Raw genomic sequence first — 13,477 nt, forward strand, 5'->3', positions numbered from 1 at the left:
CGGTGTTTCGTCGGTGTAAACATCCGGCCTGAGAGAAACGAAACCGGCTCCTCACGCACGCTCGGGCTGTTCGTACCCGGCCTGTCAGCAACGGACGAGGAGTCCTCATGAACCCGATCATTTCCCGCCGGACCACCACCCGCTCACAAAGTCGCGGCGTCGCCGCCGCCTGCCTGATCGCCGCCGCCGTCGTCCTGTCGGCCACCGCCTGCTCGGGCGACGGGGGCGGAAGCGGAAGCGGAACCAAGAGCGCCGGATCCGCTTCGGACACCAAGAAGACGGACGCGGACCAGGCCCTGGAGCACCGCAAGTGCCTGCGGGAGCACGGCTTGGATGTCCCGGAGCCGAAGCCGGGCGAGGACGGCCGCGGAATGACCATCAACGGCGGCGGCAAGAGCAAGGAGACGATGGAGAAGGCGTTCAAGGCCTGCCAGGACAAGGCGGTCGGCGGCGGGATCAAGGAGATGACCCAGGCCCAGAAGGACAAGATGCTCGCCTTCGCCCGGTGCATGCGCAAGAACGGCATCGACATGCCCGACCCGAAGTTCGACGGCGGGATGGCGCAGGCGCCCGCGATGCAGCAGAAGGACATGAAGAAGTTCGAGAAGGCCAACGCGGCGTGCGAAAGCGCCGGGCGGTGAGGCGCGGACGGGTCGTGGTGGCCGCCGCGGCGGTGCTCGCCGTGGCGGCCGGGTCGCTGGCTCTCACCCAGTTCGGCTCCGCCGGGGAGACGGGTGGCCCGAAGAACACCGGGCTGCCCCCGGCCACCGCCGCGATCGAGCGCGGCGACCTGCGCGACAGCGCCCAGGCGGACGGGACGCTCGGCTACGACAAGCAGCGCAAGGTCAACGCGGGCGGGGCGGGCACCATGACCTGGACGCCGCGCACCGGCTCGACGGTCAAGCGGAACGAGCGGCTGTACGAGGTCGACGGCCGGGCGGTGTGGCTGATGTACGGCTCGGGGCCGATGTACCGGACGCTGAAGCCGGGCGACCGGGGCCGGGACGTGGAGCAGCTGGAGCGCAATCTCGTGGAGCTCGGCTACACCGGCTTCACCCCGGACGACGAGTACACCGAGCTGACCGCGGCCGCCGTCAAGCGCTGGCAGAAGTCCCACAACAGCAAGCGGACCGGAACGGTGGGGCCGCAGGACATCGCCTTCGCCCCGGGGGAGGTCCGGATCAAGAGCGTCGAGGCGGCCGTCGGCGAACTGGCCCAGCCCGGCGCTCCGGTCCTCACCACGACCGGCTCCGAGCGCATCGTGACGTTCGAGCTCGACGTCGCCGAGAGCCAGCTCGCCAAGGCGGGCACCAAGGTCACCGTCGATCTGCCGGACGGCAGCAGCGCGGCCGGGTCGGTCTCCTCGGTCGGCCGGACGGCGAAGCCCGGCAAGGACCCGCAGGACAACAGCCCCAAGGTCACCCTGACCGTCTCCTTCGACAAGCCGGACAAGGTCGGCGGCTTCGACCAGGCGCCGGTCACGGTGAACCTGACCGGCGAGGTGCACAAGGACGTCCTCAGCGTCCCGGTGAACGCGCTGCTCGCGCTGCCCGCCGGCGGCTTCGGCCTCCAGGTCGTCCAGGACGGCACGGCCCGCGACGTGAAGGTCGAGCTCGGCATGTTCGCCGGCGGCCGGGTCGAGGTGTCCGGCGGCGGGCTGCGCGAGGGCATGAAGGTCGGGGTGCCGAAGATATGAGCACGGTCGTCGGCCTCAGCGGCGTCACCAAGGAGTACCCGGGGCCGGTCGCCGCCCTGCGCGGGGTGGACCTCACCGTCGAGGAGGGCGAACTCCTCGGCATCGTCGGCCCGTCCGGCTCCGGCAAGTCCACGCTGCTGCACATCATCGGCACCCTGGACCGCCCCACCGCCGGGTCCGTCCACATCGCGGGGCACGACGTGGCGGCGCTCTCCGACCGCAGGCTCTCCGCGCTGCGTGCCCAGCACGTCGGCTTCGTCTTCCAGGCGTTCCACCTGGTGCCGGGCGTCAGCGCCCGCGACAACGTCGCGGAGGGGCTGCTGTACTCGGGCCTGTCCCGTGCCGTACGCCGCCGCAGGGCCGCCGACGCGCTGGAGCGGGTCGGGCTCGCCGACCGCCTCGACCACAAGCCGCACCAGCTCTCCGGCGGACAGAAGCAGCGGGTCGCCATCGCGCGGGCCGTCGTGGGGGAACCCGCGCTGCTGCTGGCCGACGAACCGACCGGGGCGCTCGACTCGTCGTCCGGGGCAGCGGTGATGGAGCTGCTGCGCGACCTCAACCGGGAGGGCGCCACCATCGCGGTCATCACGCACGACACCGAGATCGCCCGGGACCTGCCGCGCGAGGTGCGCATCCGGGACGGCCAGGTGGTCGCGGACGTACGCAATCCGTCCGCGGGCGCACTCGATGCGTCTGCTGACGTACGCGACCCGTCCGCGGGCGCACGCGATGCGTCTGCTGATGTACGCGACCCGTCCGCGGGCGTACGCGAGGGGTCCGGCAACGGCCGCTCCCCGGCCGCCACGGGAGCGGACCACGCCGCAACGGGAGCGGACCAGTGAGGGCGCGGCGCGCGGACCGCGACACCGGCGGCCGGGGCCGGGGCCGGGGACAGCTGAGAGCGGCCCGGCTCCGCCCCCGGGACGTGCTGCACGTCGGCTCGGCGGGGCTGCGCAGCCGGCCGATGCGGGTGGTGCTCTCCGCCCTGGGCATCGCCATCGGCATCGCGACGATGATCTCGGTGGTGGGCATCTCCGCCTCCAGCCAGGCCCAGTTGCTCCGGGAGCTCGACAAGCTGGGCACCAACCTGCTCGTGGCCTCCCCCGGCGACTCGATGTTCGCCGGGAAGGACGTCAAGCTGCCCGAGGCCGCGGTCGGGATGGTGGGCCGGATCAAGGGCGTCCACGAGGTGGGCGCGACCGCCGACCTCGACACGACCGCACGGCGCAACGAGAAGATCGACAAGGACGATACGGGCGGGATCACCGTCAAGGCGACCACCGGCGACCTGCTGCGGGTGCTGCGCGGCGAGATCCGCAGCGGCGCCTGGCTCAACGACGCGACCGGACGCTACCCCTCCGTCGTGCTCGGCCATGTCTCCGCGGAGCGTCTCGGCATCACCGCTCCGGGCCGGCAGGTGTGGATCGGCGACCGGTACTTCACCGTGGTCGGCATCCTCGCCCCGCTGCCGCTCGCACCGGAGATCGAGCGCTCCGCACTGGTCGGCTGGGAGGGCGCGAAGCGCCTGCTGGGCTTCGAGGGCCACCCGACGTCGGTGTACGAGCGCTCGGACGACGCGGCGGTGCAGGACGTACGCAAGGTCATGGCGGCGACGGTCGACCCGCAGAACCCGCAGAACGTGAAGGTCACCGACCCGTCGTCGGCGCTCCGGGCGAAGGCGGCGACCGAGGGGGCGTTCAGCAGCCTGCTGCTGGGCTTGGGCGGCATCGCGCTGCTCGTCGGTGGCGTCGGGGTCGCCAACACCATGATCATCTCGGTGCTGGAGCGGCGGTACGAGATCGGGCTGCGCCGCTCGCTCGGCGCGACCCGGGGCCAGATCCGCATCCAGTTCGTCACGGAGTCGCTGATGCTCTCCGGCCTGGGCGGCCTGGCGGGCGTGGCGCTCGGCGCGGCGGCGACCGGGGTGTACGCGTACTCCGGCGGGCTGCCCTGGGTGGTGCCGCCGTGGGCGGTCGGCGGCGGCTTCGGCGCGACGCTGGTGATCGGCACGATCGCGGGCCTCTACCCGGCGGTGCGGGCATCCCGCCTCTCACCGACGCTGGCGCTGCACGCGGCGTGAGGACGGGCCCCGGCCGGGGGGCGGTGCCGGGCTCCACGACGGAGCGGCCGGCACCGCCTCCCGGCCGGACCGCGTCGCCGCAAACCCGGGCGTGGTGCCGTGGCTGGTCTTCGGTGAGGAGGGGCGGGCTACGGTGTCCACCGCGACAGCGGGCACCACCAACCCGATCACCAGGAAGCCCTACCTGGACGACCGCCACAAGCCCCGCACCATCCGGACAGCAACGCTGCGATCCGCAGCTTCCACACCTTCTGGATCGAGACCGGCGACGGCCCGCTGATCAACCCAGTGCCGCTGGCGCGCTCCGAGCGCCGCCGTCCCCGCGCCCACCACAATCCGCTCGATCCGTACCGAGGCGAGGGCCGGCTCCGATACAACCCGAAAATCCCACGCCGCCGCCAGAGGCCACGCCTCATCGAGATCACCCAGAACCTCCGAGAACGTATCCGCGAGGCCCGTGCCAACGACCGGCTCGGCGAGGTCGAGTGACTCCAGGTCGGCTTCGACGCTGCGATGGCCAAGCCCAACAGCCTCAAGCGATCTCCGACCGATGGTCGGCCGCAGCTGGTCGACCTTGGCATGCCGGTCTTCACCGACCACGCACTCCGCCCCGGCAGGGACCGGGAGGGCCCGGATAACCGGCCCTGATCCTGTCAATGAGCGAGTTCGGCGTGGCGAAGGCTGCGGAACACCGCCGGGTTCGCCCATCCGCGCAACGTGGCGTGAATCGCCGATCGGAATGCCGCCTCGGCCGTGGCGGCGTCGAGGGCCCCAGCCAGTTCGAGAGTCACCAGCCCGTGCAGGGTGGCCCAGATCGACAGGGCGATCGACGTTGCCTCGCCGACGAGGACGGACGCCGCCAACGCGCGATCGATCGCCGCGAGGAGCGGACGGATCGGGTCACTGGCACCGGCCTCCCCCGACGGGTCGAAGGACTGCACACCACCGAACAGCACCGTGTACAGGTGGCTGTGTCCGCGCCCCCAACGGCGGTAGGCGACGCCCAGCGCGTAGAGGTCGGCGAGAGGGTCCGCGGAGGTCTGCGCCGCCGACAGGTCCTGGAACAGGCCGGCGACGGCTCTGTCGCGCACCGCACCGATCAGCCCGTCCTTACCACCGAACAAGGAATACACCGCCGTCGTCGACGCCTCGGCAGCAGCGGCCACGGCGCGGACGGTGAGCGACTCCCGCGGACGGGTGGCGAGCATCTCGGTCGCGCACTCCACAAGCCGCTCTTTGACGGCCTCGTCGTTTGTTCTCGGCCTACCCACGGCCAACACCCTACCTTCTTTGATAACGTCGTTTTGAAACAGCGTTCTGAAACTGCTGGAGGTCCACCGTGCCCACGTCCGCCATACGTCTCGTCCGCTTCACCGGACGCTTACTGCCGGCCCTGGCCGCCGTCGCGATGCTGGTCGTCGTCTTTCTCGCGCTGATCGCCCTCACAGACGGGGCAGGCTCGGGGCTTGCCGCATGGTTGCCGGCCCTTGGAGTCGGGGCTGCCCTCGCGATGTGGCGGGGTCGGCGCCGCAGTCGGCCGACGCGGCTCGTGCTGTTCCTGCCGGTGGTTGTCGCGGCAGCACTGACGGCGTCGGTCTGCGTTCCGACCATGCCGACGGCCCGCCGGTACCCGCCCGCCCTGCCGTTCGTGACTACGCAGCACTGGAGCCTGTCCACCGGCAGCCGGGTCGCGGTGTACCACTACCCGCCTGTGAACCCCGGCCCCCGGCATCCCGTCCCGCTCGTGTATCTCAACGGCGGACCGGTCCGCGGCATCTCGGTGCTCGACCACCGGTTCCTGCAAGCCCTGGCACGCCAGGGCTACGACGTCTACGCCTACGAACAGGCCGGTGGCGGACGAAGCGACCTGCTCCCCATGGGCCAGTACACGATCTCCAGGTCGGTCCGCGACCTCGGCGCCTTCATCGACCGCCTGGACAAGGGCAAGGCCGACATCCTCGGCTTCTCCTCAGGCGGGGCCGTGCTCACCCGAGCCCTGGCCGACCAGAGCGTCGCCGCACGCTTGCACCGGGCGATCATCGCTGAGCCCGGCCCCATGGACGGCCCGACCGCACACATCGCCGGGCACAAGGGCCGAAAATCAGCACGGGGCCTCGCGCCGGCCCCGACCGGACCGCGATCGACACACGCCCCCCGGTACGCCGTGGCATTCGGCCTCATGCGACTCGGACTCCTCAGCCCCGGCACCGGACTGATCGGACAGGCTGAAGGCGACAACGCCTTCACCGCGGCAGACCTCGGCAGCGACACCGCATCCGCCTACTGCGCGCGCGACGCGCACCGCATCCCCGCCGAGGACACCGCACAAAACTTCTCCTTCAGCCCCGCCGCCAGCCTCCGCATCCAGCAGACGGTCAAGGACTCACCCTCCGTCGCCTCACGACTGAGGCAGTCCCGGACCCCCGCGATGCTGATGATCGCCGAGTGCTCCTCCCAGGTCCGCCAATGGGAGACCACCGTCCTTGCCAATGACCCCGCCATCCAGCGCACGCAGTACATGCCCGGAGTCGGACACCACATGTGGAACGGCCTGGACGACAACAACGACCGAGCCGCCGCCGTCATCACTGCGTTCCTTCAGGGCAAGCCGGCACCCCTGCCGAACTACCCGGCCCGCGACGAGATCCCTGCCTTCCTGCGCGATCACGAATGACGACGGCGCAGCCCGTCACCGGCGACGGCCGGCGAACCCTCGAAGCTGTCCGGGCCCTGCGCCAGGTACAGCCAAGGACGACCTCTCAGTCCGGAAAAGTCCTGTCGGCCGGACGGCGGGAGGACACGCCGGGCGGAAGCCTGACCGCGCCCGGTCATGAAACCCGGTGAGCCGCCGGTTCCCCTCCACCGAAGCATGCTGCTGCCGGACGCCTCGAAGATCTCGACGTCATCCCTGCCGCGCCCCCGCCAGCCGCCCCCGTGCGGCGGCCTGGATCCGGGAGGGCCCGAGCCCCCACTGGAGGGTGCGTCCGACGACCGTCGCCAGGGGCCGGTCCCAGCCGGTGCGGACGGGGGCCGGGCGATGGATGCCGAGTTCGGTGCGGGCCCAGTCGGGGAGGAGTCCGACCGAGGCGTTCGTGAGCAGGCTTACGGCCAGCCGCTCCCGTCGTGTGCGTCCGAAGCGGCGGAGGAACAGTACCGAGTCCAACGCGGCCGGAGTGGCGTGGAGTTGGGGGCGGAGGCGAGTCAGGTACCGCTCGGCTTCGAGGGACGTGCGCGGTACGTTCCGTGCGCCCAACGCCTCGGCCATGGGGGCTACTTGGCGGTAGTAGGCGTCGCACTCGGCGGGGGTCAGCCGGAGCGGCCGGGGTGCGTAGGCCTGGTGGCCGGCGAGGAAGCTGCGTACCTCGGCGGTGTGCACCCAGGTGAGCAGGTCGGGGTCGTCCGCGCGGTACGGCCGGCCGTCGGGGGCGGTGCCGTGCACCCGGGTGTGGATCCGCCGGACGAGGTCGATCACCTCGCGGGCGGCGGGCGAGGAGCCGAAGGTGGTCGTGGTGATGAACCGTACGGTTCCGTTCAGCCGCCCGACCGGATCGGCGCGGAAGTCGGAGTGCTGGTCGACCCCCGCCATGGCCAGCGGATGCAGCGACTGGAGCATGAGCGCGGCGAACCCGCCGGTGAGCATCCCGGTGGCCTGCCCGTGCACCCGCCACACCGGATCCCCCGGCGCGATCCCGAACAGCCCGGGATCACCGGGCGGGCCCGCATACCGCTCCAGCTTGAGATCCCCGCCGTGCATGGTCGCCGTGAGTTCCGCCGCTATCCGTTCCCGCAGTCCCACCAGCACCTCCAGCACCTCCAGGATCCGTGTCCCTCAGCCGAGGGTACCGACCCTCCCGGCGAGCACGGCCACGAGGATGAGCAGTCCGCACAGAGGATTGGTGCCGAACGCCCGCCCGCAGGCTCCGACGTCCGCGGGGTCGGCCCGCCACACCTGCCATCCCAACTGCCCCGCGACCACGCACAGTCCGGGCCAGTACAGCGGCCCGAGCCCGGCCACGATCCCGAACCAGGCGAGCAGCACCACACACCCCGCGTACACGCCGCCCACCACCACCCGGCTGCGCCGCCCCAGCAGCACGGCGGCCGACCGCACCCCGGCCCGCACATCGGCCTCCCGGTCCTGGCAGGCGTAGATCACGTCCGTCCCCACGGCCCAGCAGATCAGCGCCCCGTACAGCACCCCGCCCCCGAGCCCGAGCCCTCCGGTGAGCAGGCCGTACACCAGCGGCACCGTCCAGTTGATGGTGATCCCCAGCCACACATGCGGCCAGTGGGTGACCCGCTTCATATACGGATACACCGCCGCGAGGGGCGCCCCGGCCGCCGCCCACACCACGGCCTCCACACTCCAGAACCCCATCACCAGCGGAGCGGCGGCCCCGACCGCGACACACAGCACCAGTGCCCGCCCGGCCGCCAGCCGCCCGGAGGCGACGGGCCGTTCCGCCGTACGCGGCACCTGTGCGTCGAACCGCGCGTCCAGCACGTCGTTGAGCCCGCAGGCGGCCCCTCTCGACAGCACCCCGTACACCAGGAGCAGCAGCCCGAGCAGGCCCCCGTCCCGGGGCCCGGCGATCGCTCCCAGGGCGATCCATCCGGGCACCACCAGCAGCCAGGCTCCCACCGGCCGGTCCAGCCGCAGCAACTCCAGATACGGCCGCACCCCGGCGGGGGTCCGCCCCACCAACCGGGCGGCACGGCCCTGGGCCGGGGCTTGGGCCGGGGCTTGGGCCGGGGCTTGGGCCGGGGCTTGTGAGGCGACGGTCATACCGATTCATGCCCCTTTCCAGGGGGATTGCATGCCGATCGGTCCAACCTAGCCCCGGCTGGGTGGTGCCTTCAAATGGTTGAGCGGTGGATCGTGGTCAGGGGTACGTCGACATGAACTGCCGGATGCCGGGCGGGAGTTCGTCCGGCCGCTGCTGCCCGGGTCGTTGCGGAACCGGCCGGGCGGTCACCCCCGTGCGGGGCGGGTGCGGCGTGCGGTGCGTGCGGGCCCCTCCGCTGCGGTGTACCAGAACAGGGCCGCGCACAGGAGGGCCGCTGCCGCGAAGACCAGCGACTGTGTAACGGAGTCGTCCCGTGCGCCGGCGGCGAGCGCGCCGGCCGTTGACAGTGCGAGGGCGATGGCCGGCAGCGCGCGAGGGCGCCGCGTGACGTCCGGTGCGGCGGCGGGTGGCAGGAGCCGGGCCGCGAGGCTGTAGCCGGCGCAGGCCAGCAGGGTGGAGCCCAGCACGTCGCTGGGCCGGTGGTGGTAGGCGGCCAGGACGGCGCCGGCGGTGACGGCGAGCCACAGCATGCCGGCCGCTGTCACGTAGGGGCGGACGCGAGGGGAAGCGACGAGGACGGCGCCGAGGGCCAGCCCGGCGGGGATGGCCACGTGCCCACTGGGGAAGCTCGGCTCGATGAGGCTGACGTGCGCGCCGACCAGGTCGGGGCGGGGCAGGATCGTCCTGGTGAGTTCCTTGCTCCCGAGCGTGGCCACGACGACCCCGATCGCCGCGCTCCCCTGCCACCAGCACCTCCGGACCAGGGTGACGGCCACGATGAGCGCGATGCCCACGAGCAGGGTGGGCATGGCGGTCTGGTCCAGCGGCGGCAGAGCCGGCGAATCGTAGGCCGTCCCCGACCAGTCGTAGATCCATGCCGGGTTGGCGCCGTTGTTGTTGAACAGGGCGTTCTCCGCCCGTTGCCCGAACGGGGTGCAGACGGCGATCAGGTAGACCACCAGGAACGCCACGAGGCACAGCAGAGCCGGGATCCATGGCCGTACCGTCCGCGAAGGGCTGTGTTCGGCCGTGGCTCCCGGGACCCGGCCGGAGGTGTCCGGGTGCGTGGGCAGGGTCGGGGGATCGTGCTGAGTCATCGTTTTCTTTCCATGGTCCGTCGGGGAGCAGTTCGGTCACGTGCCCGCTCCGGCACGCAAGGGGCCGTCGGGCTCGGCCGGCCCAGCGGGGACCTGCTCCTATTCGAGGAGCGCCCGGCCCTGCCGGCGCTGGGCGGCGATCGCCAGGGCCGGGAGGGGCGCGATCAGGAGGAGGAGGACGACCAGGTCCGGCAGGGACTGCATGAACCAGTCCGGCCGGACGACGATCGCCTGTGTGCGGATGAACGCGAACGCCGCGACGGGGATCAGCCACCGGTAGTCCCCGGTGGCGGCCGTCGCCACCCACGCGGCGATCAGCGCGGCGACTTCGAGGGCGAACAGGCCGCGTTGGAAGGCCGGGCCGATGGAGATGATGTGCAGGCCCCCGGCCACGAACATGGCGAGCACGACGGGGACCAGCCGGCGGTACGAGTGGCGTCGCAGCCGGCCGGGGCGGCAGACCGCCAGCACGGCGCACGCGGTGCACAGCATCCCCGACAGCATGAGGTCACGGGCCGAAATCGGGGCGCCCAGCCCGTAGTAGCCCAGGCCCGCCTTGCCCTCGTCGCCGAAGAACGTATTGCTGTTGAACGTGGCACCGGCGCAGATCATCGCCGCTGCGGCCGGCAGTGCGATCCACGGCTTGCCGCGCAGCAGGGCGATCAGGCAGACCAGCGGAAGCAGCCCGTAGGGCAGGAGCCGCGTCCGCGTGCCGGGACCTTGCGCCCACGGGTACCAGCCGGAGAAGTGGAAGGCGATGGCATGCCGGCCGGGATCGATGCGCAGTCCCCAGTGCCAGACATCCTGCAGGTACGGCACCAGCGCCAGCGCGGCGAGGACGAGAGCGGTCAGATGGATGCCGTCCAGCCACCACGGTCGGGCCGTGTCGTCGACGACGGCACGGGCGCGGGCCTGCACCCCGGCACGCGCCAAGGCCACGACCTCCTGCGGCGGGGGCCAGGAACGGCCGGGATACGCCTCGGCCAGGCAGTCCAGCAGCTCCTCACCCTGCCGGGAACGGTAGGACCTGGGGTAGGCGGCAAGCAGCAGACGGTTCATGCGCGGGCCACTCCGACATCCCGCGAGCGTCCGATGACGACGGCTGCCGCCTGCTGCATCCGCAGCGCCTCCCGGCCGAGCACCTGGGTGCCGTCGTCCGTGAGCCGGTAGTAGCGCCGCGCCCGCCCGTCCACGATCTCCTCGCGGTCGGCGGCCACCAGCCCGGCCCGCTCGAACCGCTCCAGCGCGCCGTAGAGAGTGCCGACAGCGATCCGGAGCCGCCCGTCGGTGGCCCGCTCGGCGGCCTTGATGATGCCGTAACCGTGCAACGGCCCGTCCATGAGCGCAGCAAGGATGAAGTACTGCGGTTCCGTCAGGGACGGGTTCTTCCTTGGGGTCATGCGTCGAGCATATATCGAGCTACGAAATATATCTGTCGACCCTGGGTGCTCACGGCAGCGCCTCCACGCCCGCGGCGCGCGTCACCGTCTCCGGAACCGTCCGGCTCCACGTATCCCGCTCCGTGGACAGCTGCGGCCCACCGCCGCACAGGACACCGGCTTAATTCGGTTGTGCGGTCCCGGAAGGGTTCCTAGGCTGCTGCCAGCGATGAAAGGAGGTGATCCGAGAAGTGCAGTCTTATCGGATTCGTGAGGTGGCTGCGGGCTGACAGCCCGTCGTCGCACCCAGTGCACCTCGGCAGGCTGTCTGCCGAAACCAAAGCAGTCACCGACCCGCAGGCTCGCCGGTAAGTCCGGCCGGCTCCTCCGCAAGGAGGGACCAGAGCCTGCGGGTTTCTGCGTGTCCGGAGGGGTTCGCTACGGGCACAGGCGCTCGACGCGCCAGCCCTCGCCCTCGCGCACGTACCGCAGGCGGTCGTGCAGCCGGTTCTCGTGGCCCTGCCAGAACTCGATCGTGTCGGGGACGACACGGAAGCCGCCCCAGTTCGGGGGCGCGGGGATGTGCGCGCCCTCGGGGTAGCGGGCGGCGAGTTCCTCGTAGCGCCGGATCAGCTCGTCGCGGGAGCCGATCACCGTCGACTGGGCGCTGGCCCAGGCGCCGAGCTGGGAGCCGTGCGGGCGGGTGCGGAAGTAGGCGGTGGTCTCGTCGCGGCCGACACGGGACGCCGCGCCGGTGACGATGACCTGGCGGGCCATCGGGTGCCAGGGGAAGAGCAGCGAGACCTGGGGGTTGGCGGTCAGTTCGCGGCCCTTGCGGGATTCGTAGTTGGTGAAGAAGACGAAGCCGCGTTCGTCGTACTTCTTCAGCAGCACCGTGCGTGAGGACGGCCGGCCCTCGGGGGTGGCGGTGGAGACCACCATGGCGTTGGGCTCGTGGAGCAGCCCGCCCGCGGCGACCTGCCGGAACCAGTGGGCGAACTGCTGGATCGGGTCGGCGGCCAGCGTGTCCTCGGTGAAGCCCTCGGAGCGGTACTGCTCGCGCATCGCGGCCGGATCGGTGGTGGAATCGGAGGGGGAATCGGAGGTGGGCACGGGGTCATCCTGCCGCAGCGGCCGAGTCCGCCCGGCAGGGAGGGGTGCCAACCGGTCACCGGTGAATCGGGAAGCTGTGCCGGATGTCACGCTTCCCCGCGTCGTGGGAACCCGCCAATATCTTGGGGCAGGCCACTGTGGCCTCCGTACAGCCGCCGACCGAGGGAGCCGCCATGTCCGACTTCGTACCGGGACTAGAGGGAGTCGTCGCGTTCGAGACGGAGATCGCCGAACCGGACAAGGAAGGCGGTTCGCTCCGCTACCGCGGTGTCGACATCGAGGATCTCGTCGGCCACGTGTCGTTCGGAAATGTCTGGGGACTGCTGGTCGACGGGGCGTTCAACCCCGGTCTGCCGCCCGCCGAGCCGTTCCCGATCCCGGTCCACTCGGGTGACATCCGGGTCGATGTCCAGTCCGCGCTGGCGATGCTCGCTCCTGTGTGGGGGCTGAAGCCGCTGCTCGACATCGACGAGGAGACGGCGCGCAACGATCTGGCGCGGGCCGCCGTGATGGCCCTGTCCTACGTCGCCCAGTCGGCGCGCGGGCAGGGGCTGCCGATGGTGCCGCAGAGCGAGATCGACAAGGCGCGGTCCGTGGTCGAGCGGTTCATGATCCGCTGGCGCGGTGAGCCGGACCCCCGGCACGTCAAGGCCGTCGACGCGTACTGGACGTCGGCCGCCGAGCACGGCATGAACGCGTCCACGTTCACGGCCCGCGTCATCGCCTCGACCGGCGCCGATGTGGCGGCGGCGCTGTCGGGCGCGGTGGGCGCGATGTCGGGGCCGCTGCACGGGGGCGCGCCGTCCCGGGTCCTCGGCATGATCGAGGAGATCGAGCGGACCGGCGACGCCACCGCGTATGTGAGGAAGGCCCTGGACAGGGGTGAGCGGCTGATGGGCTTCGGTCACCGGGTCTACCGGGCGGAGGACCCGCGGGCGCGCGTGCTGCGGCGTACGGCCGAGGAGCTGGGCGCGCCGCGCTTCGAGGTGGCGCTGGCGCTGGAGAAGGCCGCGCTGGAGGAGCTGCACGCACGGCGCCCGGACCGGGTGCTGGCGACGAACGTGGAGTTCTGGGCGGCGATCATGCTGGACTTCGCGGAGGTTCCGGCGCACATGTTCACGTCGATGTTCACGTGTGCGCGTACGGCGGGCTGGTCGGCGCACATCCTGGAGCAGAAGCGGACGGGGCGGCTGGTGCGGCCTTCGGCGCGGTACGTGGGGCCCGGCTCGCGGGATCCCCGGGAGATCGAGGGATACGAGCAGCTCGCGGACCTGGGGAACTGATCGGGGAACCGGGGCGGTCCGGGGCCCCGCTCCGGGCCCCGG

At 71.7% G+C, this 13,477-nt stretch carries 14 protein-coding genes; 6 read left to right on the forward strand and 8 right to left on the reverse strand.

Annotation, left to right across the window (positions count from 1 at the left end; genetic code table 11):
- Window positions 1-107: 107 nt before the first annotated feature.
- From ACFVT1_RS02150 to ACFVT1_RS02165, 4 genes are read left to right on the forward strand one after another with little or no spacing between them, the layout of a single operon-like run.
- Window positions 108-641 (forward strand): hypothetical protein, encoded by a 534-nt coding sequence (locus ACFVT1_RS02150; protein ID WP_389791666.1) that lies wholly within the window; start codon window positions 108-110, stop codon window positions 639-641.
- On the forward strand, window positions 620-1,696 hold the full coding sequence (locus ACFVT1_RS02155) for a peptidoglycan-binding protein (protein ID WP_389791668.1): 1,077 nt from the start codon (window positions 620-622) through the stop codon (window positions 1,694-1,696). The genes ACFVT1_RS02150 and ACFVT1_RS02155 overlap by 22 nt, the downstream gene beginning before the upstream one ends.
- Entirely contained in the window at window positions 1,693-2,538 is an 846-nt protein-coding gene (locus ACFVT1_RS02160) for an ABC transporter ATP-binding protein (RefSeq protein WP_389791670.1), read from the forward strand. The genes ACFVT1_RS02155 and ACFVT1_RS02160 overlap by 4 nt, the downstream gene beginning before the upstream one ends.
- Entirely contained in the window at window positions 2,535-3,776 is a 1,242-nt protein-coding gene (locus tag ACFVT1_RS02165) for an ABC transporter permease (protein ID WP_389791672.1), read from the forward strand. The genes ACFVT1_RS02160 and ACFVT1_RS02165 overlap by 4 nt, the downstream gene beginning before the upstream one ends.
- A gap of 180 nt (window positions 3,777-3,956) precedes the next feature.
- On the opposite strand, the gene ACFVT1_RS02170 is transcribed toward ACFVT1_RS02165, so the two are convergent.
- Together ACFVT1_RS02170 and ACFVT1_RS02175 are read right to left on the reverse strand one after the other, a co-directional pair.
- On the reverse strand, window positions 3,957-4,376 hold the full coding sequence (locus ACFVT1_RS02170; RefSeq protein ID WP_389791674.1) for a hypothetical protein: 420 nt from the start codon (window positions 4,374-4,376) through the stop codon (window positions 3,957-3,959).
- A gap of 53 nt (window positions 4,377-4,429) precedes the next feature.
- Window positions 4,430-5,047 (reverse strand): TetR/AcrR family transcriptional regulator, encoded by a 618-nt coding sequence (locus ACFVT1_RS02175; RefSeq protein WP_389791676.1) that lies wholly within the window; start codon window positions 5,045-5,047, stop codon window positions 4,430-4,432.
- 68 nt (window positions 5,048-5,115) lie between these two features.
- Between ACFVT1_RS02175 and ACFVT1_RS02180 the strand changes: the two genes are divergently transcribed.
- Window positions 5,116-6,450 (forward strand): alpha/beta fold hydrolase, encoded by a 1,335-nt coding sequence (locus ACFVT1_RS02180; RefSeq protein WP_389791678.1) that lies wholly within the window; start codon window positions 5,116-5,118, stop codon window positions 6,448-6,450.
- A gap of 228 nt (window positions 6,451-6,678) precedes the next feature.
- Here the strand turns inward: ACFVT1_RS02180 and ACFVT1_RS02185 are convergent, their stop codons facing one another.
- The 6 genes from ACFVT1_RS02185 to pdxH form a co-directional block, all read right to left on the reverse strand.
- Window positions 6,679-7,587 (reverse strand): oxygenase MpaB family protein, encoded by a 909-nt coding sequence (locus tag ACFVT1_RS02185; RefSeq protein ID WP_389791680.1) that lies wholly within the window; start codon window positions 7,585-7,587, stop codon window positions 6,679-6,681.
- 18 nt (window positions 7,588-7,605) lie between these two features.
- On the reverse strand, window positions 7,606-8,562 hold the full coding sequence (locus ACFVT1_RS02190; RefSeq protein WP_389791682.1) for a 4-hydroxybenzoate octaprenyltransferase: 957 nt from the start codon (window positions 8,560-8,562) through the stop codon (window positions 7,606-7,608).
- 186 nt (window positions 8,563-8,748) lie between these two features.
- Window positions 8,749-9,660 (reverse strand): phosphatase PAP2 family protein, encoded by a 912-nt coding sequence (locus ACFVT1_RS02195; protein WP_389791684.1) that lies wholly within the window; start codon window positions 9,658-9,660, stop codon window positions 8,749-8,751.
- Between the two features lie 99 nt (window positions 9,661-9,759).
- Complete coding sequence (locus tag ACFVT1_RS02200; RefSeq protein ID WP_389791686.1) at window positions 9,760-10,719, reverse strand: hypothetical protein; 960 nt, start codon at window positions 10,717-10,719, stop codon at window positions 9,760-9,762.
- Complete coding sequence (locus ACFVT1_RS02205; RefSeq protein WP_389791688.1) at window positions 10,716-11,060, reverse strand: PadR family transcriptional regulator; 345 nt, start codon at window positions 11,058-11,060, stop codon at window positions 10,716-10,718. Before ACFVT1_RS02205 ends, ACFVT1_RS02200 begins: the two co-directional genes overlap by 4 nt.
- A 417-nt stretch (window positions 11,061-11,477) precedes the next feature.
- Window positions 11,478-12,104, reverse strand: coding sequence for a pyridoxamine 5'-phosphate oxidase (pdxH, locus tag ACFVT1_RS02210; protein ID WP_389792231.1), 627 nt, complete (start codon window positions 12,102-12,104; stop codon window positions 11,478-11,480).
- Window positions 12,105-12,325: 221 nt separating this feature from the next.
- Here pdxH and ACFVT1_RS02215 point away from each other — a divergent pair, with 221 nt between their 5' ends.
- A complete protein-coding gene (locus ACFVT1_RS02215; protein WP_389791690.1) occupies window positions 12,326-13,435 on the forward strand; it encodes a citrate synthase 2 in 1,110 nt (369 codons plus the stop codon).
- Window positions 13,436-13,477 lie beyond the last annotated feature (42 nt).

The organism is Streptomyces sp. NPDC057963, assembly GCF_042887155.1.
In the GTDB taxonomy this organism is placed as follows: domain Bacteria; phylum Actinomycetota; class Actinomycetes; order Streptomycetales; family Streptomycetaceae; genus Streptomyces.